Raw genomic sequence first — 20,561 nt, forward strand, 5'->3', positions numbered from 1 at the left:
CATGTGGCGGGCGATTGTCACGGTGAGCGCGCTCGAACTGCGCACCCGGCTGCGGGACGGCACCGCGATCGTCATCGCGCTGATCGTGCCGGTGACCCTGGCCACCCTCTTCGGCCTCGCGCTCGGCGGCGACGACCCGCCGCTGCGCGCCACCGTGGGCTTCGTGGACCTGGACGGCGGCGAGTTCCCCGCCTCCGTGCGCCGTGAGGTGCTGGCCTCCGACGAGCTGAAGGAGGCGGTGACCCTGCGCGACCTGCCCGGACAGGAGCAGGCGCGCCGGGCGCTGGACGCGGGCGAGATCGGCTCGGCCATCGTGTTCCCCGCCGGGTTCAGCCAGAGCGTGGGCGCCGGGCGCGGCGGCGGCGTCTCGGTGCTGACCTCCCCGGAGGCGCCGCTGGCCGGGGTGGTGGCGAGCGCCATCGTGGACCGGATCTCGGCGGTGGTGGACGCCAGGACCCTCGCCGTCCGCGCGGTCCTGCGCGCCGGAGTGCCCGGCGAGGAGGTCAAGGAGCTGGTGGAGCGCAACGGCGCGGCCGGCCCCGCCCTCACCCTCGCGGAGGACCCGCTCTCCGGCGGCAAGGTGGATCTGTCGGTCTACTACGGCTCCGGCATGGCGGCACTGTTCGCCTTCTTCGTCGTCGGCGCTTCTTTCCGGGGCCTGCTCACCGAGCGCAAGCTCGGCACCCTCGACCGCATCCGCGCGGGCCCGGTCGCCGCCTGGGTGCCGGTCGCCGGCAAGGGGGTCGTCGGGGTCGCGCTGGCGGTGGTCAGCGTCTGCGTCTGCTGGGGCTCCTCCACGCTCATCTTCGGCACCACCTGGGGCGAGCCCGTCGCGGTGTTCGCGGTGCTGGTCGCGCACGTGCTGGCCGCCGCCGCGATCACCATGCTGGTGGCCAGCCGGGTGCGGACCGACGCCCAGGCCGACGGCGTGATCATGGTCGTCTCCTTCGTGGCGGCGTTCTTCGGCGGCAGCCTGGTCCCGCTCTACGACCTGCCCGAGCCGCTGCGCGCGGTGGCCATGCTCACCCCGAACGGCTGGACCTCCACGGCGCTGACCGAGCTGGCCGGCTCCGGCGCGGCGGGGTCCGTCGGCGCGGTGGCCGGGCCGATCGGCGTGCTGTGCGCCATCACGCTGGTGGCGGGCGGGCTGGCCGTCGCCGGGTTCAAGAAGGGACTGCTGCTTTGAGCCCGTTCCCCGGAGGCCGGCCGCGGCCGGTGCTGGCGCTGGTGGCCGCCAACCTGCGACGTCACACGCGTGACCGGGTCGGCCTGTTCTTCATGGTGATCATGCCGTTCGTGTCCATCGTCTTCGTCGGGATGGCGCTCGGCGGTGGCACCACCGGCTCCGCCCGGCTGCCCGTGGGGGTCGTCGCCGAGGGCTCCGACCCGATCACCACGGCCGTGCTGGCCGAGCTGCGGCGCCACCCGGATCTGGAGGTCCTGCCGATGGACACGGCGGCCGAGCTGCGCTCCGGCGTACGCGAGGGCGCCCTGGCCGCCGGCCTGATCATCCCCGCGGCCTCGACCCGGCTGGAGCTGGTCATGACGCAGACCAACGGCAGCGGCATGGCGGCCCGCAGTGCCGTGGACGTCGCGGTGGGCAAGGTGGCGGCGGTCCTGGAGGCCACCCGGGCGGCCGGCGTCGCGGGCGCCACCCCCGCGCAGGCCGCGGAGTACGTGCGCCAGGCCCAGGCCGAGGGGGGCCGGGTCGCGGTGACCGACTCGGCGACGGCCGCCGGCGACCCGCACGGCTTCGCCTACACCGCCCCGGCCAACCTGCTGCTGTTCACCTTCATCAACTCCATGGCGGTCGCCGCGGCGCTGGTGGAGAGCCGCAGGCTGGGCATGCTGCAGCGCTCGCTGACCGCACCCGTGCACCAGCGGTCGGTGCTGCTCGGGGAAGCGCTGAGCAGGTTCCTGGTCGCGGCCGCCCAGGCCGTGCTGATCATGGTGGTGAGCTCGCTCGCGTTCGGCGTGACGTGGGGCGACCCGCTCGCGGTGGCCGTCGTCGTGGGCGTGTTCGCGCTGGTCGCCACCGGTGCCGCGATCCTGGTCGGCACGCTGCTGCGCTCACCCGACCAGGCGCCGGCGATCGGCCCGCCGCTCGGGGTCGTCCTGGGCATGCTGGGCGGTTGCCTGTGGCCGCGCGAGGCCTCCGGCGAGCTCATCAACGCCATCGGCCACGCCTTCCCGCACGCCTGGGGCATGGACGCGCTGCTCGCGCTCACCAAGCCCGGCACCGGGCTCGGCACGGTCCTGCCCGAGGTGGCCGTGCTCTCGGGGATGGCCGTCCTGCTGCTGGGCGGCTCGCTGATCCTTTTCGACCGGCGCACTCGGGTCACCTGATCGCCACAAGGGGGATGGTTCGGATGAAGGGGATACTTCTCGCGGGAGGGCGCGGCACCCGGTTGCTGCCGGCGACGCTGGCGGTCTCCAAGCAGCTCCTGCCCGTCAACGACAAGCCGCTGATCTACTTCCCGCTGTCGGTGCTGATGCTGGCCGGGATCCGCGACATCCTGCTGATCACCACGCCGGAGGACCTGCCGCAGATCCGCCGGCTGCTCGGCGACGGCTCCCGGCTCGGCCTGCGCCTGGACTACGCCGAGCAGGCCGAGCCCAACGGCATCGCCGAGGCGCTGGTGCTCGGCGCCGACCACATCGGGGACGACCCGGTCGCGCTGATCCTGGGGGACAACGTCTTCCACGGCTACTCCTTCCAGGAGCGGCTGCGCCAGGAGTGCGACACCGTCGACGGCTGCGTGCTGTTCGGCTATCCGGTACGCGATCCGCACCGGTACGGCATCGCCGAGACCGACGCCGACGGCCGCCTGCTGTCCATCGAAGAGAAGCCGCGCACACCCCGGTCCAACCGGGCGATCGTCGGCCTCTACCTCTACGACCCCGACGTCGTGGACATCGTCAAGAACATCACCCCTTCGGCGCGCGGCGAGCTGGAGATCACCGACGTCAACCGCGCCTATCTGGACCGGGGGAGGGCGAGAGTGGTCGACCTCGGCCGCGGCTTCGCCTGGCTGGACGCCGGCACCCCCGAGTCGCTGCTGCAGGCGAGCCAGTACGTCCAGCTGCTGGAGCAGCGGCAGGGCGTACGCATCGCCTGCCTTGAGGAGATCGCCCTGCGAATGGGCTACATAGACGCCGAGGCCTGTCACCGGCTCGGCGTCGAACTCGAGAAGTCCACCTACGGCCAGTACGTCATCTCGGTGGCCGAGCAGTTCATGAACAGGTGAGAGGAAGACCGATCCATGAGTGTGACCACATTATTCACCGGCAGATCGCCCGCCGACGGCGACCCTGTGACGGACATTTACCGCTATGCCGCGCGCAAAGGTGTGATCGAGGCGGTCGAGGTGGCCGCCGAGGATCTCGGCCTCAGCCTGCGCGAGGCGCACGAGGCGGTGGCCAACCTGGTGGAGAGCCGGCTGCTCAGAGTGGACGACAGCGAGGGACGCCGGTTCGTGCCGGTCGATCCCGAACTGGCCTCCGCCTCCCTCGTGTCCTCCGTGGAACGTGAGATCTACCAGCGCCGCGAGCTGATCGACCAGATCCGCGAGCGGATGGGGGCCTTCCGCTCGGAGTACGGGGACGCCGGCCGGAGCTCGGCCGCCAGCGCCGTGGAGTACCTCGTGGGCGCCATGGAGGTGCGCGGCTTCCTGAAGATGGCCGGGGACGCCTGCCGCGACGAGGTGCTGGCCATGCAGGCCGCCGGCGGCGACGTCGAGGACCTGTCGCAGATGTACCTGACATTGCTGGCCAGAGGGGTCACGGTGCGCATCATCTGCCAGCACCGCAGCCGCGCCGACGTGTCCACCCGCATGCTGCTGAAGCGGCTGACCGACGCGGGCGCGGCCGTCTTCACCGTCAGCCACGTGCCCAGGTCGGCGGTCGTCTTCGACCGGGCGCTCGTCGTCATGTTCGGCGTGGAGGGCGACGGGGAGGACGGTGTGGCGGACAACGGGGAGGCCAGCGTCGCCCGCGTGCACAACCACGGCATCGCCAAGTTCCTGCTGGACCTGTTCAACCACCTGTGGGAGACGGCCACGCCGCTGGAAGGCGTCGAGGTCGGCTACGCCAACGTGGCCGACGACCTCCAGCAGGCGATCGCCTCGCTGATGGCCAAGGGCTACACCGACGAGGTCGTGGCCAGGAAGCTCGGCATGTCGGTGCGCAGCTGCCGCCGGCACATCGCCATGCTCATGCGCGACCTGGACGCGACCAGCAGGTTCCAGGCCGGCGTGCAGGCGGCCCGCCGATATCTCGGGGCCGCCGGATGATCCCGCGTCCCCCGCGTCCCGCGAGCGGGACGCGGGGGAACCCGCTAGACGAGCGTTTCCGGTACGCGGTGTCCGTGCATCGCCACGACCACGTCGGCGAGGGCACGGGCCCGCTCCAGGACCAGCTCGACGCCCAGCACCAGGTCTTCCGTGGCCATCCCGGGGTCCAGGCAGAACCGCACGGAGCTGTTGGCGTCCTCGGCGGCCAGGCCGATGGCGGTGAGCACGTAGGAGGGCTCCTGGGAGCCGGAGTTGCACGCCGACCCGGTGGACAGCGCCACCGAGCGCAGGCTCGACACCAGGCTCTCGCCGCGCACGCCGGGCAGCACGACGTTCAGCACGTGCGGCACGCCGCCGTCCGGGTCGCCGTTCACCCGGACGCCGGGGAAACCGGCCATGAGCAGGTCCAGCGCCGTCGCGCGCAGCTCACGCGCCCGCCGCCACCCGGCCTCCAGCCCGGCCAGCGCCAGCTCGCACGCCTTGCCCATGCCGACGACCAGATGGGTCGGGATCGTCCCGCTGCGCAGCGCGTACTGCCCGCCCCCGAACAGCACCGGCCGCAGCCGGTGCCGGATCTCCGGCCGTACGTACAGCGCGCCGACGCCCTTGGGACCGTGCACCTTGTGCGCCGAGACCGACATCGTGTCGACGCCCGCCTTCCGCACGTCGATCGGGATCCGGCCCGCCGCCTGGGCGCCGTCGACGTGCAGCATGGCGCCGGCGTCGTGGCAGAGCGCGGCCATCCGCGCGACGGGCTGGACCGTGCCGATCTCACTGTTCACCCAGGCGGCGGTGGCCACCCGGGAGAACGGGTCCAGCAGGCCGGCCAGGTGGCCGAGGTCGACCTGGCCGTCCGGGCCCACCCGCATCGTCCCGACGTCCAGGCCGCGGGCGGCCAGGGCCCGGCCGATGGACAGCGAGGACTTGTGGTCGGTCGGGCAGACGGCGGCGTTGACCGGGGAGCGCTCGTCGTGGCCGAACATGCCCAGCAGTGCCAGGTTGTTGCTCTCGGTCGCGCCGGAGGTGAACACGAGGCTCTCGGGGTCGGCGCCGATCAGCCGGGCCACCGACTCGGTGGCGGCGTCCACCGCCCTGCGGGCGCGCTTGCCGAGCAGGTGCGGGGACGACGGGTTGCCGAAGTCCTCGCGCAGGAAGGGCAGCATCGCGTCGACCACCTCGTCGTCGACGCGGGTCGTGGCACAGTTGTCCAGGTAGATGACTTTCATGGCGGTCAGCTCTTGTAGGTACTGACTGAGACGAGATTGTGGTAGATCTCGTCCTGGGACATCTCCCCGCTGCCACCGGGGGCCGCGACGACCACCCGCATGCCGCGCAGGTCGTACAGATTGAGCGCGATCTCCACGCCCGTCTGCACCGGCACCAGGCACTCACCCGGCGCGAAGATCAGGATCGAACGGTGACCCGCCCGGTGCACCTCGGAGATCATCTCGGTGATCTCGCCCGCGCAGCCGGTGATCCCGCAGCTGATCAGCGTGCGGTAGTTGCCCTCGGCGTCGAGGAAGGCCACCTCGGTGTCCCGGCCGGACTCCCCGGCGTCGAGGAAGCGCTTCTCTAGGAGGCCCTGCTTGACGAACTTGTCGGCCGCCTTCTGGAACCGGTACTTCAGCCACGTCTCGGGGAAGGCGAGCGGGTGCTTGCGGCTGGGCAGCACGACGTCGGGGGACAGGCCCGCCTCGTCCAGGGCGCTCAGGTAGCCGGCGGGCAGCGCGGTGAACCCCTCGAAGAACTCGGCGCGCAGCGCGGAGGCCGGCCGGTCGGTCTTGGGCACGTACTGCCAGTCGTTGACCAGCAGCAGGAGGCGGATCGCGGCGCCCGCGTCGGTGTAGGCCCTGGCCAGGTCCGCCGCCAGGCGCCAGGTGTAGCCGGGGAAGACGCCCACGCGGCCGGCGACGCGGCGGCGCATGATGTCGTCCCGTTGCTCCTCGATGATGCCGGGGACCAGGCGGCCCGTGGCGTCGTCCTCGAAGAGCATGAAATGGCCACCCATGATGACCAGCTCGCCGAGGCCCGCGCCGGGCAGCTCGCGGCCGATCACCTCGCGGAGCTCCTGCTCCGAGGCCACGAGCCGGTGCGCCTTGGTCACCCGGTCGCTGACAACGTTACCCATGGTTCTTCACACTCCGAGTTTCTGGTTGGTCGTGAGGTCGGGCTCGGCGGTGCCGGTGGCAGGGGGGTGGGCCGGGGCCAGCAGGCCGGCCAGGACCTTCAGCGGCGTGGGCGCGGCGAGCAGGCGGGGCGTCAGGCCCTCCCAGCCTCGTTCGCCGAGCTCGGCCAGCACCTCGGAGGCGCGCAGGACGCGCCCTCCGGCGAGGACGTAACTGTCCGACGGATCGAGACGGGCGAGCCCGTGCACCCGGCACACCGCCTCCGCCAACGCCCGCACGGCGGCCTCGGCCGCCTCCGGGATGACGGCGGCGGGTGGCACCGCGGCGGGCAGGCCCGGGGGGTCGAAGCCGGCCAGTGCGGCCACCTGGCTGATCCGCAGGTCGGCCGCCGGGTCGTCGTGCGCGAGCACCAGGGCCTCGTGGCCGCGAAGGAACGCCTCCACCGCCCCGGCGTCCATGACCGAGGACGCCGCCTGGAGCGCGAGCACGACCGCGTCCCGCCACTCGTCGATCCGCAGGTACGTGTCGCCGCCGTGATGCGCCCAGGCCTCCGGCGGCCGGTTCCAGGTGAACGTGGTCCGCTTGCCCCGGTAAGTCAGGGTGCGCTGGTTGAGGAAGTTGACCTCCGAGCCCAGCCGTACGGGCTCGCCGCGCCGGGAACCCTCCCGGGACACCAGCTCGACCACCTCGTCGTAGGGCACGTACGAGTGCTGGGCGGCCTGCTCGGAGCCGCGCGTCACCCGCCGGATCAGCTCGCTGAACGGCGGGTCGTCCGAGCAGTCGACCCGCACCAGCATGGGGGAGAACATGCAGGTGAGCACGTCCTGGAAGGGGTGCGACTCACGGTTGCCCGAGAACGCGAGCTGGCCCACCGCCGGCTGTCCGGTGTAGGCGGCCAGCAGCGCGGTGTGCGCGGCCACGTGGACCGCAGACGGCCACACCTTGTGCCTGGCGGCGATCCGCCGGCCCGCGTCCAGCAGCGCCGGCGAGGTCAGCGTCGCGTGCCGCGCCTCGTGGGGCATCGCGGCCCGCTGCTGGGCGGCATCACCGGCCTGCCGCCAGGTGGCATCACCGGCCCGCTGGCGGGCGGCATCACCGGTCCGTCGGCGGGCGGTGAACGGGTCGGTGGGCAGGCGGGAGATCTGCTCCTCCCAGTACGCCATCGCGCGGGCGGCCAGGACGGCGGCGTCGGCCGACGTCTCCCACCGGGCCAGGTCCGAGGGCTGCTGCCGTACCGGGGGCAGCGAGGCGGGGCGGCGCGAGGTCATGCCCCGGGCCTGCGACCACAGCTCGTGCTCGAACTTCTCCAGCGTCCACATGTCGACGGCCAGATGGTTGAAGACGATGACGACCTGCTGCGGCGCGCCGTCCCGGGTGATGACGCAGGCGCGGATCGGCCACTCGGCGGCCAGGTCGAACGGCCGGGAGGTCAGCTCCTCGATGACGTCCGCCGGCCTGGGCGTCCCGTCCCGCTCCACGCTCGCCTGCACGATCGGCCAGGCGCCGGGAGCGTGCACCCGCTGCCGGGGGCCGCCGTCGAGGTGGAAGGTGGTACGCAACGCCTCGTGCCGGCGGGTCAGGGAGAGCAGGATCGCCTTGATGTTGGCGAGGGTGAGACCCGGATGTATCCGGAAGCGCAGCAGGATGTGCGACTCGTGCTGGTGCTCGGGCGGCAGCTGATTGATTCTCAGCCACATGTAGCGATGCCCCCAGCAGAGGTTCGCGGACTTCACAGCGGACAATTGGGGCCTCCACCGCCGCGTATGCGAGGACAGGTCGACAATATTGAGCATTGGCTTTCCGCCCACGTATGACAACCTGTCCACGCTGGCCGGAACAGGCCGCTATTTCCTGCCAGTGGGGTGCTGGGGGGTCGCCTTGACCGGTGCGGCGGGTGGCCGCGAAAATCGTTACGAGTACGCTCTTCTATGAGGTGCCTGGTGACGATGCTCGAAATACCTCACGAATTCCAGAATATTTTGCGGCCGCATTTGCCCTTCGCCGATTCCGGGATGCTGGCCGCGTTCGACGAGCTGGCCGGCCTCGGGCTCGACTCCATGGGCGTGGTGCGGCTGCTCGTGGACATCGAGGACGCCTACGGCGTGCAGGTGCCTGACGAGATCCTGGACGAGGCGACGTTCGCCACGGTGGGTTCACTGTGGGCGGCGGTCGCCCCCCTCGTGGCCCGCAGCTGATCCCGGCCCCGCCCGATCCAGCCCCGCCCGATCCCGTCCTGTCCGGCCCAGTCCTATCCGGCTTGTTCCGCCCGTATTGCCCGGTCTCTGTGGGTCGTCAGCCGCGCAGGGCGCCCGCGATGGCTCGACGGTCCACCTTGCCGTTCGCGTTGAGCGGCAGCGCCTCCAGCACCGTCACCGTGCGCGGCACCATGTACCCCGGCAGCACCTCGGCGACCCCCTTGGCCAGGGCCACGCCGTCCAGCCCGTGCCCGGTGCAGGCCGCCTCCAGCGTCGGCTCACCGTCCCGGTCCGGCAGCGCGAGCACGACGGCCTCGTGCACGCCGGGCAGCCCGCGCAGGGTCGCCTCGATCTCGCCCAGCTCCACCCGGTGACCGGAGATCTTCACCTGCTGGTCCAGCCGGCCGAGGTGCACCAGCAGGCCGTCCCGCCAGGCGACCCGGTCGCCCGTCCGGTACCAGGACTCCTCCGTCACCGCCTCGCCGTCGCGGGCCCGTACTCCGTCGAAGGAGACGAACCGGCCGGCGTCGTCGGCCGGGTCGGCGTAGCCGGGAAAGCGCTGGGCCCCGCGCAGGCACAGCTCGCCCTCCCTGGCGGGCCGCCCGTCGCCGTCGAGCACCACGTGCTCGACCCCCGGGTACGGCAGGCCGATGGGCACGGTGCCGTTGGCCGTGCTCGGCCAGGCGGCCGGATCGGCGGGCAGCCGGTACTGGGTGCAGCTGATGGTCAGCTCGGTCGGGCCGTACAGGTTCTCCAGCACGCTTCCCGGCGCCGCCGCCCGCCACGCGCCCGCCTGCCGCAGCGACAGCGGTTCCCCGCAGAACAGGCTCCAGCGCAGCGACGGCATGGACCCCGGCGCGAGGCGGCGCAGCCGCATGGCCAGCGACACCACCGAGGGCACCGAGAACCAGTGGGTCAGCCGCTCCCGGTTCACGAACGCCACCGGCTTGAGCAGGTCGTACCTGCCGGGGACGACCAGCGTCGCCCCGCCGCCCCAGGCGGCGAACATGTCGAAGACGGACAGGTCGAAGGTCAGGTCGAAGGTCTGGGAGACCCGGCAGCCGGGCGCCAGCTCGTAGCGCGGGACGACGTGCGAGAGGTAGGCGTCCACGCTGCGGTGGCGCACCGGCACGCCCTTGGGCGCGCCGGTCGAGCCCGAGGTGAACAGCACGTACGCCAGCCCGCCCGGGTCCACCGCACCGGCGGGGAGCGGTCCCGGCGCGGGCGGGTCGGCCGGGCTCACCGCCAGCACGGGGGCGGGAAGGTCCGGCGGCGGGCGCAGGTCCGCGTCGGCGAGCACCACGTCGAGCCCGGCGGTGGCGGCCACCGTGCGGTTGCGCGCGGCCGGCACGGCGGGGTTCAGCGGGACCGCGGTCGCGCCGACCCGCTGGATCGCCAGGTATCCGGCGAACGCGAGAGGTGTACGCGCCGCGTACAGTCCCGCCCTGGCCGGGGGGCCGCCGCAGGCGCGGACCAGCTCCGCCGCCAGGCGCGCGGACAGCGTGTCCAGCTCGGCGTACGTGAGCCGGACGCCGCCCGCCTCAAGCGCGATCCGGTCGCCGTGACGTGCCGCGGAGTCGGCGAACCACTGGTACAGGGTGCGTGCCACGGTCTCTCCCATCGTCGGTCGGGCTCGCGTACGTCATCGGTGCGGTCCGTGCGGAGATGCGGTCCGCGCGGCCGGCTCGCGTACGTGAGCGTTCGCGCGGTCGGCGCGGGTGCGTCGTGTGTGCGGTCAGCCGGCGGAAACCACCCGCTCGGGGAGCTCACGGGGGAACAGCGCCGGTGGGAGGTCCCGGGCGTGCCCGTTCCACAGGTCCTTCAGGCCGCGGCCGGGATCGGTCACCGCGAGCTGGACGCCGAGCGCCAGCGTGCGCATGATGTCGATCATCGCCTCGGCGGACAGCACGTCGGGGTCGGCCAGCATCAGCACCCGGGTCTCGCCGTCGTCCACCTCGACGCGCACCCGGAACGCCTGCCCGTAGCTCTGCGCCAGCGGAGTCCACGCCAGCGTCGCCGGGCTCTGGTCGGCGGGGTCGGCCGGCCGCCGGTCCACCTGGACGTAGTTGAACCAGGCCCGGAACAGGTGGTTGACCCAGCAGTCGTGGCCGGGATCCTCCCCGGCGGCCGCGGCCATGGCCGTGACCCGGTCGAAGTCGTAGGAGGAGTAGCGGTAGGCCTTGGCGCCGGCCCAGTGCAGGCGCTTGATGTGCTCGCCGAGCGTGGCGCCACGGTCCACGGCGGTGACGAAGGGGATGAGCTGGTTCATCGTGCCGATGTTGTGCTGGTCCTCCTGGGCGAACCTGTTGGAGGACATCAGGCTCATCGTGACCCGGTCGGTGTCCAGGTGGCGGGCCAGGCCGGCGGCGACGAAGGCCATGATCACGGCCGGAGGGGTGACACCGTGCGTCCGGCCGGCCTGCGCCGCCAGCCCGCCCAGGCGGCGGGAGGTCAGCGTCAGCTCCAGCCGTTCGCGCTCGACCCGTGACGGCAGCGTCGGCAACCGGTCCATCAGACCGTCCGCGAGCACGCCGCGCCAGTAGCGCTCGGACGCGGCCTGCCTGGGCTGCCAGGACGCCGTCCGCTGCCGCCGTGCCAGCTCGCGCGGGGTGAAGCCGAGCTCGGCCGCGCCCGGACGGCCGGCCACCAGGGCCTTGAACTGGTCCTGCAGATGATGGATCGACCACACGTCCACGATCAGGTGCGAGAAGGTCAGGCTCAGGTACATCGGCGCGCCCTCGGAGCTGACCATCAGGGCCCGCCAGTTGAGGTCGCCGGTCATCGGGAACGGGATCGCCAGTCGCTCCCTCTTGACCCGCTCGTGCTCGTGGGGGTCGGTGACCAGGCGGTCCACCCGCTCGACCGGCAGCCGTACGCTCTCGTGGACCAGCTGGACCGGCAGCCCGTCGCGCACCTCGTAGGTGGTGCGCAGCGTCTCGTGCCGGTCGACGAGCCGCCCGAGCGCCCGGTCCACCTGCGCCGGGGTCAGGCCGCGCAGGTCCCATGTCGCCGGGAGGTTCGCCTCGTGGCCCCAGCCCCGCGGATAACGCTCGATCTCCCGCCAGCTGAAGAGCTGGCCGTGACTCAAGTGTGCCTCGACCGTCATGTGATCTCCTCGAGCCGGCTTTCTCCGCTCGTTATTCATCGCGGACGGGAAGCGCGCGGGTCAAGGCCGCCGCCTCTCTCCGCGATGGCAACTAATGGCGGTAACTACGTGCCAGCAGCGGACCATGGGCTGGAACCGGAGTCGCCCCTAAAGTCGCAATAACTGAGCAACGGCCCGAGTATCGGCAACGCAATAAAGCCGAACAGGCGGGCTTCATGAAAGTCGTTCCAGACAAAGCGGCGGCGTCAAGATGCCAGAGGCTTGGGGTGGCGAATTGATGGGTGACGAGTCGATGCGGCCGGTGGTCACCGGCGGTCCGGACGCGATCGCCGTCGTCGGCATGGCCTGCCGTCTGCCCGGGGCCGCCGACCCCGCAGCGTTGTGGCGGCTGCTCCGCGACGGCGTGGACGCGGTCACCGAGGCGCCCGAGGGCCGGTGGCCGGAGGCGGCGGACTACCGCCGAGGCGGTTTCCTCCAGGACGTCGACGGCTTCGACGCGGCCTTCTTCGGCATCTCGCCGAACGAGGCGGCGGCGATGGACCCGCACCAGCGCCTGGTCCTGGAGCTGGCCTGGGAAGCTCTGGAGAACGCCCGTACCGCGCCCACCGGGCTGCGCGGCAGCGCCGGCGGCGTGTTCCTGGGCGCCATCTCGAACGACCACGCCGCGCTGCTGGCCCAGGCCGGCGCCGAGCCGGGCAGGCACGCCTACACCGGGGCGAACCGCGCCATGATCGCCAACCGGATCTCCTACTTCCTCGGCCTGCGCGGCCCCAGCCTCACCCTCGACGCAGGACAGTCGTCCTCGCTGGTCGCGGTGCAGATGGCCTGCGAGAGCCTGCGCCACGGCGAGACCGCGCTGGCGCTGGCCGGCGGCGTCAACCTCAACCTGAGCGGCGCGACCACCGACGCCATCGGCAGCTTCGGCGCACTGTCGCCGGACGGCCGCTGCCACGTCTTCGACAGCCGCGCCAACGGGTACGTGCGCGGCGAGGGCGGCGCGCTGGTGGTGCTGAAGCGGCTCGCGGACGCGGTGGCCGCCGGCGACGCGGTGCACGCCGTCATCCTCGGCGGGGCGGTCAACAACGACGGCGGCGGCGAAGGGCTCACCGTGCCCAGCCGGCGGGCGCAGGAGGAGGCCATCAGGCTGGCCTGCGCACGCGCCGGCGTGGCGCCGGGCGACGTCGGCTACGTCGAGCTGCACGGCACCGGCACCAAGGTCGGCGATCCGGTGGAGGCAGCGGCGCTCGGCGCGGCGTACGGCTCGGCCCGGCCGGAGAGCGAGCCGCTGCCCGTCGGCTCGGTCAAGACCAACATCGGCCACCTGGAAGGCGCGGCGGGCATCGCCGGGCTGCTCAAGGTGGTGCTCGCCATCAAGCACCGCGAACTGCCCGCCAGCCTGCACTTCGAGTCGCCGCCGCCGGAGATCCCGCTGCCCGACCTGCGCCTGCGCGTCGTACGCGAGACCGCCCCCTGGCCCGCGGCCGATCGCCCCCTGGTGGCGGGCGTCAGCGCCTTCGGCATGGGCGGCACCAACTGCCACCTCCTCCTCACCGAACCACCACCCACGCCGTCGCCGGCGCAGCCGGTTGCCGCTGGGGCTTCCGGCGCTGGACTGCCCTGGGTGGTGTCGGGGCGGAATCCTGGGGCGTTGCGGGAGGTGGCGGCGCGGCTGGCCGAGGTGGTGGCGGAGCCGCAGGCCGACCTCGCGGCCGTCGCGGCCAGCCTGGTTCGGAGCCGGGCGGTCTTCGAGCATCGCGCGGTGGTGCTCGGCCCGGACCGGCAGGCCAGGGTGGCGGGGCTGCGGGCGCTGGCCGACGGCCGGCCGCACGACGACGTCCTGCTCGGTGCCGCGACGAGCGGGCGGCGGGTGTTCGTCTTCCCCGGTCAGGGATCGCAGTGGCCGGGCATGGCCCGTGAGCTGCTGGCCGCGTCGCCGGTCTTCGCCGCGCGCGTCGCCGAGTGCGCGGACGCCCTCGCGCCCCACACCGGCTACTCCCTCGTCGACGTGCTGAACGAGCGGCCCGGCGCTCCCGGCCTGGACCGGGTGGACGTCGTCCAGCCGGCGCTCTGGGCGGTCATGGTCGCCCTGGCCGGGATGTGGCGCGCTCACGGCGTCGAGCCGGACGTGGTCGTCGGCCACTCGCAGGGCGAGATCGCCGCCGCCACCGTCATCGGCGCCCTCACCCTGCCCGACGCGGCCCGCGTCGTGGCCCTGCGCAGCCGCGCCATCGCCGGCATCGCGGGCCGGGGCGGCATGATGTCGGTCGCGGCCCCCCTCGACGTGGTCGAGCGAGCCATCGGCGACCAGGCGGACCACCTCTCCGTGGCGGCCTTCAACGGGCCGCGCTCGCTGGTCGTCGCAGGCCCTCGCGAGCTGCTCACCGAGCTGGCCGAGCGGCTGCCCGACCACCGCACCAAGCTCATCCCGGTCGATTACGCCTCCCACACCGCCGAGGTCGAGCAGGTACGCGACGACGTGCTCGCCGCGCTGGCCCCGATCCGGCCGGTGAGCGTGACGACGGCGTTCGTCTCCACCCTCACGGGCGAGCTGATGGACACCGCCGGGCTCGACGCCGGCTACTGGTACCGCAGCCTGCGCCACCCGGTCCGCTTCGCCCAGGCCGTACGGGTGGCGGCCGAGGAGCGCTGCGAGCTGTTCGTGGAGTGCAGCCCGCACCCGGTGCTGGCCACGGCCGTGGAGGAGACGGCCGAGGCCGCCGAGGTCGACGTGTCCGTGATCGGCACGCTGCGCCGTGGCGAGGGCGGGCCGGACCGCGTGCTGCGCTCGCTCGCCCAGGCGTACGCCGCGGGCGCTCCGGTCGAGTGGCCGGCCGTACGCGAGACGCCACGCGCCCACCTGGTGGACCTGCCCACCTACCCCTTCCAGCGGAGCTTGTACTCCCCGGCAGGAACGACCGCGGTCCCCGCGCGGCCCTCACCGGCAGTCCCCGAGCGGGAACCCCGCGCCGACGGTGGTGAGGCGGACTCGGGGTGGGCGTTGGACGAGGTGCGTGGTCTGGTGCGGCACGCCGCGGCCAAGCTGCTCGGGTATGAGGACGCCGCCGCGGTGGAGCTCGGTCGTACCTTCAAGGATCTGGGCTTCGACTCGGCGGCCTCCGTCGAGTTGCGCGACAGGCTGCGTACGGCGACGGGGCTGAAACTGCCGACCGGACTGCTGTTCGACCACCCGACGCCTGCTCGGCTCGCCGGCCACCTGCACGCCCTGCTCACCGGCTCGACGCCGGACCTGGCCGCCGGGCCCGCTCGGGCGGCCGGGCGGCAGGCGGAGGCGGACGACCCGATCGTGGTGGTCGGGATGGGATGCCGCTATCCCGGCGGCGTCTCCTCGCCGGCGGACCTGTGGCGGCTGGCCAGCACCGGCGCCGACGCGATCGGTGAGTTCCCCGCGAACCGCGGCTGGGACGTCGACGCCCTCTTCGCCACCGGCCCCGACCGCTCCGGCACCAGCGACACCAGGTACGGCGGATTCCTGCACGACGCCGACCGGTTCGACGCGGCCTTCTTCGGGATCAGCCCGCGCGAGGCGGCGGCCATGGACCCGCAGCAGCGGCTCCTGCTGGAGATCTGCTGGGAGAGCATCGAGCGGGCCGGGATCGACCCCGCCGACCTGCGCGGCTCGGCCACCGGCGTGTTCATGGGCGCGATGGCCCCCGACTACGGCCCCCGGCTGTACCGCACCGGCGGTGTCGCCGACGGCCACCTGCTCACCGGCACCGCGCTCAGCGTCGTCTCCGGCCGCATCGCGTACACGCTGGGCCTGTGCGGTCCGGCGATCACCACGGACACGGCCTGTTCGTCGTCGCTGGTCTCCATCGTCCTGGCGGTCCAGGCGCTGCGGCGCGGCGAGTGCGCGATGGCGCTGGCCGGCGGCGCGACCGTGATGTCCAGCCCGGGGATGTTCGTGGAGTTCAGCAGGCAGGGCGGGCTGGCCGCCGACGGGCGCTGCAAGGCGTTCTCCGCCGAGGCGGACGGCACGGGATGGGCCGAGGGCGCGGGCGTGCTGCTGCTGGAGCGGCTCTCCGACGCCCGCCGCCTGGGCCATCCGGTACGCGCGGTGATCCGTGGCGGCGCGGTCAACCAGGACGGCGCCAGCAACGGCCTCACCGCCCCCAGCGGTCCCGCCCAGGAGCGCGTCATCCAGCAGGCGCTGGCCGACGCGATGCTGAACGCGGGCGACGTGGACGTGGTGGAGGCGCACGGCACCGGCACCACGCTCGGCGACCCGATCGAGGCCCAGGCGCTGCTGGCCACCTATGGCAGTGCCCGCACCGCCGACCGTCCGGTGTGGCTCGGCTCGCTGAAGTCGAACATCGGCCACACTCAGGCGGCTGCCGGTGTGGCGGGTGTGATCAAGATGGTCAAGGCGCTGGAGCACCGGACGCTTCCGCCGACGTTGCACGTGAAGGAGCCGACGCCGCATGTCGACTGGTCGGCGGGTGGTGTCCGGCTGCTGACCGAGGCGGTGAGGCTGCCGGGCGATCGGCCGTTGAGAGCCGGGGTGTCGAGTTTCGGGGTCAGTGGTACGAACGCGCATGTCATCGTGGAGGGGGCGGCTGAGCCGGAGCGGGTGGCGCTCGCAGCGGGGGAGCCGCTGGTGTGGCCGGTGTCGGCCAAGTCCGCGGAGTCTCTGCGGGCTCAGGCCGCGCGGCTGCTCGCCTATGCCGGGGACGTCACGGTCGACGAGCTCGCCGGTGCCGGCCGGGTGCTCGCCCGGCGTGCCGTGTTCGAGCATCGCGCGGTGGTGGTGGCGCGGGACCGGGAGGAGTTGCTGGCCGGGCTGACCGCGCTGGCCGAGGGCGCGCCGCACGCCGCCGTCGCCACCGGCGTCGCGTACGCCGATGCCCGCCCGGTGTTCGTCTTCCCCGGCCAGGGCTCACAGTGGGCCGGCATGGCCGTCGACCTGCTCGGCTCCAACTCCGCCTTCCGCGAGCAGCTGGAGCGCTGCGACCGCGCCTTGGCGCGGCACACCGGCTGGTCGGTCGTGGACGTGCTGCGCAGCGCGGAGGGCGCGCCCGCGCTGGAGGGCTCGGACGTGATCCAGCCGGTGCTGTTCGCGGTCATGGTCTCCCTCGCCGAGGTCTGGCGCTCGCTCGGCGTGCGGCCCGCCGCGGTGCTCGGCCACTCCCAGGGCGAGATCACCGCCGCGTGCGTCGCCGGGGCGCTGCCTCTGGACGACGCCGCGCGGGTGGTCGTCCTGCGCAGCCGGGCGCTGATGCGCCTCGGCGACCGGGGCGGCATGCTCGCCCTGCCCGTCGACACCGAGCAGGCCGCTCGGATGCTGGAGCCGTGGGCCGGCAGGCTCTGGCTCGCGATCCACAGCGGACCGGCCAGCTCGGTCGTGGCGGGCGACGCCGACGCGCTGGACGAGTTCGCCGCCGCCTGCGGTGACGCGATGCGGGTCCGGCGGGTCGCCATCGGCTACGCCGCGCACACCCCGCACATCGACGCCCTGCGCGAGGAACTGCTGGAGACGCTCGACGGACTCCGGCCCCGCCCCGTGGACGTCACGTTCTGCTCGTCGCTGGCGGGCGGCCCCATCGACGTCGACAGGCTGACCGGCGACTACTGGTTCACCGGCCTGCGGCAACCGGTGCTGTTCCAGCAGGCGGTGGAGTCGCTCACCGGCTCCGGCGTCCCGGTGTTCCTGGAGGTCAGCCCGCACCCCGTGCTCACCGGGCACGTCGAGGACACGCTGGCCGCCACGGGAGCGCCCGGCGGCGCCACCGGCACGCTGCGGCGAGGCGACGGCGGCGCGGCCCGCCTGTTCAAGGCCGCCGCCCAGGCCTGGGTGCTCGGCGTGGACGTGACCTGGCCGGCGGTGCTCGGCCCGGCGGTGAGCCACGACGACGCGCTGCCGACCTACGCCTTCAAGGGCCTGCGGCACTGGCTCGACGCGGAATCGGCCGCCGCCGGCGGCGGGCTCGCGCCCTCACGCCACCCGCTGCTCGGGGCGAGCGTCCCGCTCGCGGCCGAGGACGGGTTCCTGCTGGCCGGGCAGCTGTCCCTGGCGAGCTCGCCGTGGCTGGCCGACCACGCGGTGGACGGTACGGTGCTGCTGCCGGGCACGGCCTTCGTCGAGCTGGCGCTGGAGGCGGCGGCCGCGACCGGGTGCGCCGAGGTCGAGGATCTGACCCTGGAAGCCCCGCTGCTCCTGCCCGATACGGGAGCCGTACACCTGCAGATCGCGGTCGGCGGGCCGGACGAGCAGGGGCGCCGGGCCGTGACCGTGCACAGCCGTCCGGCCGGCGACGCCGAGGCGGGCTGGACCCGCCACGCGACCGGCCTGCTCGGCGACGACCCCGGCTCCGGACCGGTTGCGCCGATCAGCTGGCCGCCCGCCGCCGAACCGGTGGACCTGGACGACCCGTACGGCCGCCTGGCCGCGCGCGGTTACGCCTACGGCCCGGCGTTCCAGGGGCTGCGAGCCGCCTGGCGAGCGGACGACGCGGCGTACGCCGAGGTGGCCCTGCCCGAGCCGGTGCGCGGTGACGCCGGTCGCTTCACGCTGCACCCCGCGCTGCTGGACGCGGCGCTGCACCTGGTGGTGCTGGAGTCGGCGGACGACGCCGGGCTGCTGCTGCCGTTCTCCTGGAGCGGGGTGCGGGTGGCCGCGGTCGGCGCGCAGACGCTGCGGGTCAGGCTCGAATGGCTGGGCGACGATCGCGTGTCGCTGACCGTCTTCGACGGCGCGGGGCAGTGGATCGCCGACGTGGACACGCTGGTGCTGCGCCGGATGTCCAAGAACGACGCCGCCGGGCCCGCCGACTCCCTCGCGCACGCCGTCGAGTGGACCGGGTTCGCCGGGGCCCCGGCCGACAAGTCCGGGCTGCGCTGGGCGCTGGTCGGCGCCGACGAGCTGACCGACGAGATCGGCGCCGAGCTGGCGGCGGCCGGGATCGACCCGCCGCGCTACTACGACCTCGCCTCGCTGGCCGAGATGACCGCGGACCGCGTCCCCGACCTGGTCCTGGCCCCCTGTCACGCCGACCCCGGTGACCTGCCGTACTCCGCGCACGACGCGGTGGGGCAGGCGCTCGACCTGGTGCAGGGCTGGCTCGGTGACGAGCGGTTCGCCGGGTCGCGGCTGGTCTGCCTCACCCGGGCCGGGGAGCCGGCGGTCGCGGCGGTTCGCGGGCTGGTGCGGTCGGCGCAGAGCGAGCAGCCGGGCCGGTTCGTGCTGGCCGAGGTGGGAGCGGGGTTCTCCGGCTGGGGCCTGGTGGCCGCCGCCATCGCGGCCGGCGAGACGGAGCTGACCGCCCGGGGCGACACCGTCCTCGTGCCCCGCCTGGTCCGCCGCGCACTCACGACTCCCCCTCCCACCTCCGTCCCAGCTGGGGATGGGGCGGTGCTGGTGACCGGCGGGACCGGTGGGCTGGGTGCGCTGGTGGCGCGGCGGCTGGTGGAGTGTCATGGGGTGCGGGATCTGGTGCTGGTGTCGCGTCGTGGGGTGGCGGCGGCGGGGTTGGTGGCCGGCCTGGAAGGGGCTGGGGCGCGGGTTCGGGTGCTGGCCTGTGATGTGTCGGATCGGCGGGCGCTGGCTGACGTGGTCGGGTCGGTGGGGCCGCTGGCGGGTGTGGTGCATGCGGCCGGGGTCCTGGACGACGGCGTGGTGGGGAGTCTGACGCCGGAGCGGGTGGACGTGGTGCTGGGACCTAAGGCGGACGCGGCCTGGTTCCTGCATGAGCTGACCGAGGGGATGCCGTTGCGGTTCTTCGTCCTGTTTTCCTCGCTCGCCGGGGTGGTGGGGAACGCGGGGCAGGGCAACTACGCTGCGGCGAACGCGTTCCTGGACGGGCTGGCTGTTCATCGGCGGGATGCGGGGTTGCCGGCGGTGTCGGTGGCCTGGGGCCTGTGGGATGTCGAGTCGGGGATGACCGGTGGCCTGGACGTCGCCAGGCTGGCCCGCGCCGGGATCGCCCCGCTGCGGGTGGAAGAGGGACTGGGCCTGTTCGACGGCGTCCTGACCGGCGAGGTGGAGCCGGTCGTGGTGGGTGCTCGCTGGGACGCGGCCGGGTTGCGCGCTCGGGCCGAAGCGGGCGACCTGCCGGGAGTGCTGCGCGGTTTGGTACGCCTGCCGCGCCGTACAGCCGCCACGACCGTACGCGCCGCGGCCGGTCCGGCGGGACCGGCGGGCCTGACCGAGCGACTCGCCGTGCTCGGCGAGGCCGGTGCGCTGGCCCACCTGACCGAGCTGGTCCGCTCGCACGTCGCCGCCGTCCTCGCGCACGGCGACCCCGACCAGGTCGACCCCGACCTGGCCTTCAACGATCTCGGCTTCGACTCGCTGACCGCCGTCGAGCTGCGCAACCGGCTCACCACGGGCACCGGGCTGCGGCTGCCGTCCACCCTGATCTTCGACCACCCGACGATCCGCTCGCTGGCCGAATACCTGCTCCGCACCCTCGCCCCCGAGACACCCTCCGCCGAGGACGCCCTCCGGACGGCGGTGGACCAGGCCGAATCCATGATGCAGGCCGCCAACGGCGAAGCGGACGCCGTACGCGGCCGGCTCGTCGCCATCCTGCAGAGCGCGCTCACCAGGATCGGCACCTCACCTGTCAGCGTCGCCGCGCCGAACGGATCCAACGGCGCCGCTGAGGAGATCGTTTCCGCCTCCGACGAGGAGATCTTCGCCCTGATCGACAACCGGGCGATGACGTCTCCCCTGAGGTCACCGCAGGAAAGGCCAGACCATGGCGAATGAAGACAAGCTGCGAGCGTATTTGAAGAAGGTCCTGGTGGAGCTGGCGGAGGCTCGTCAGCGTCTGTCCGAGGATCAGGGGCGCAGGCATGAGCCGATCGCGATTGTCGGTATGGCGTG

At 73.3% G+C, this 20,561-nt stretch carries 12 protein-coding genes; 7 read left to right on the top strand and 5 right to left on the bottom strand.

The genetic code is table 11. The features are described 5' to 3' along the window. Position 1: 1 nt before the first annotated feature. Genes ACTMTF_RS43595 through ACTMTF_RS43610 form a run of 4 tightly spaced genes read left to right on the top strand, consistent with a single transcriptional unit; the run spans position 2 to position 4,292 of the window. Complete coding sequence (locus tag ACTMTF_RS43595) at positions 2 to 1,186, top strand: ABC transporter permease (RefSeq protein WP_441115968.1); 1,185 nt, start codon at positions 2 to 4, stop codon at positions 1,184 to 1,186. Beyond that, positions 1,183 to 2,346 carry an ABC transporter permease gene (locus tag ACTMTF_RS43600; protein WP_441115969.1) on the top strand — a complete coding sequence of 388 codons (1,164 nt, stop codon included), beginning with the start codon at positions 1,183 to 1,185 and terminating at the stop codon, positions 2,344 to 2,346. The genes ACTMTF_RS43595 and ACTMTF_RS43600 overlap by 4 nt, the downstream gene beginning before the upstream one ends. A 23-nt stretch (positions 2,347 to 2,369) precedes the next feature. Continuing rightward, positions 2,370 to 3,248, top strand: coding sequence for a glucose-1-phosphate thymidylyltransferase RfbA (rfbA, locus tag ACTMTF_RS43605; protein WP_441115970.1), 879 nt, complete (start codon positions 2,370 to 2,372; stop codon positions 3,246 to 3,248). Between the two features lie 15 nt (positions 3,249 to 3,263). Then, entirely contained in the window at positions 3,264 to 4,292 is a 1,029-nt protein-coding gene (locus ACTMTF_RS43610) for a hypothetical protein (protein ID WP_441115971.1), read from the top strand. A 44-nt stretch (positions 4,293 to 4,336) separates the two neighbouring features. Here ACTMTF_RS43610 and ACTMTF_RS43615 read toward each other — a convergent pair whose 3' ends face one another. From ACTMTF_RS43615 to ACTMTF_RS43625, 3 genes are read right to left on the bottom strand one after another with little or no spacing between them, the layout of a single operon-like run. Beyond that, a complete protein-coding gene (locus tag ACTMTF_RS43615) occupies positions 4,337 to 5,518 on the bottom strand; it encodes a cysteine desulfurase family protein (protein ID WP_441115972.1) in 1,182 nt (393 codons plus the stop codon). A gap of 5 nt (positions 5,519 to 5,523) precedes the next feature. Continuing rightward, complete coding sequence (locus tag ACTMTF_RS43620; RefSeq protein WP_441115973.1) at positions 5,524 to 6,420, bottom strand: LPD16 domain-containing protein; 897 nt, start codon at positions 6,418 to 6,420, stop codon at positions 5,524 to 5,526. A gap of 6 nt (positions 6,421 to 6,426) precedes the next feature. Beyond that, positions 6,427 to 8,151, bottom strand: a complete 1,725-nt coding sequence (locus tag ACTMTF_RS43625) for a condensation domain-containing protein (RefSeq protein ID WP_441115980.1) — start codon at positions 8,149 to 8,151, stop codon at positions 6,427 to 6,429. A gap of 258 nt (positions 8,152 to 8,409) precedes the next feature. On the opposite strand from ACTMTF_RS43625, the gene ACTMTF_RS43630 reads away from it, so the two are divergent. Beyond that, the gene (locus ACTMTF_RS43630) at positions 8,410 to 8,613 is read left to right on the top strand and encodes a phosphopantetheine-binding protein (RefSeq protein ID WP_397003677.1); all 204 of its coding nucleotides are present in this window, start codon (positions 8,410 to 8,412) and stop codon (positions 8,611 to 8,613) included. A gap of 97 nt (positions 8,614 to 8,710) precedes the next feature. Here the strand turns inward: ACTMTF_RS43630 and ACTMTF_RS43635 are convergent, their stop codons facing one another. Both ACTMTF_RS43635 and ACTMTF_RS43640 read right to left on the bottom strand, forming a co-directional pair. Next, the gene (locus ACTMTF_RS43635; RefSeq protein ID WP_441115974.1) at positions 8,711 to 10,222 is read right to left on the bottom strand and encodes an amino acid adenylation domain-containing protein; all 1,512 of its coding nucleotides are present in this window, start codon (positions 10,220 to 10,222) and stop codon (positions 8,711 to 8,713) included. A gap of 126 nt (positions 10,223 to 10,348) precedes the next feature. Further along, positions 10,349 to 11,719, bottom strand: a complete 1,371-nt coding sequence (locus tag ACTMTF_RS43640; protein ID WP_441115975.1) for a condensation domain-containing protein — start codon at positions 11,717 to 11,719, stop codon at positions 10,349 to 10,351. Between the two features lie 277 nt (positions 11,720 to 11,996). On the opposite strand from ACTMTF_RS43640, the gene ACTMTF_RS43645 reads away from it, so the two are divergent. Together ACTMTF_RS43645 and ACTMTF_RS43650 are read left to right on the top strand one after the other, a co-directional pair. Further along, a complete protein-coding gene (locus ACTMTF_RS43645; RefSeq protein WP_441115976.1) occupies positions 11,997 to 20,444 on the top strand; it encodes a type I polyketide synthase in 8,448 nt (2,815 codons plus the stop codon). Further along, the coding region (locus ACTMTF_RS43650) for a polyketide synthase docking domain-containing protein (protein WP_441115981.1) at positions 20,434 to 20,561 on the top strand (128 nt) is incomplete at its 3' end. The genes ACTMTF_RS43645 and ACTMTF_RS43650, both read left to right, overlap by 11 nt.

This window comes from Nonomuraea sp. ZG12, assembly GCF_052068115.1.
In the GTDB taxonomy this organism is placed as follows: domain Bacteria; phylum Actinomycetota; class Actinomycetes; order Streptosporangiales; family Streptosporangiaceae; genus Nonomuraea.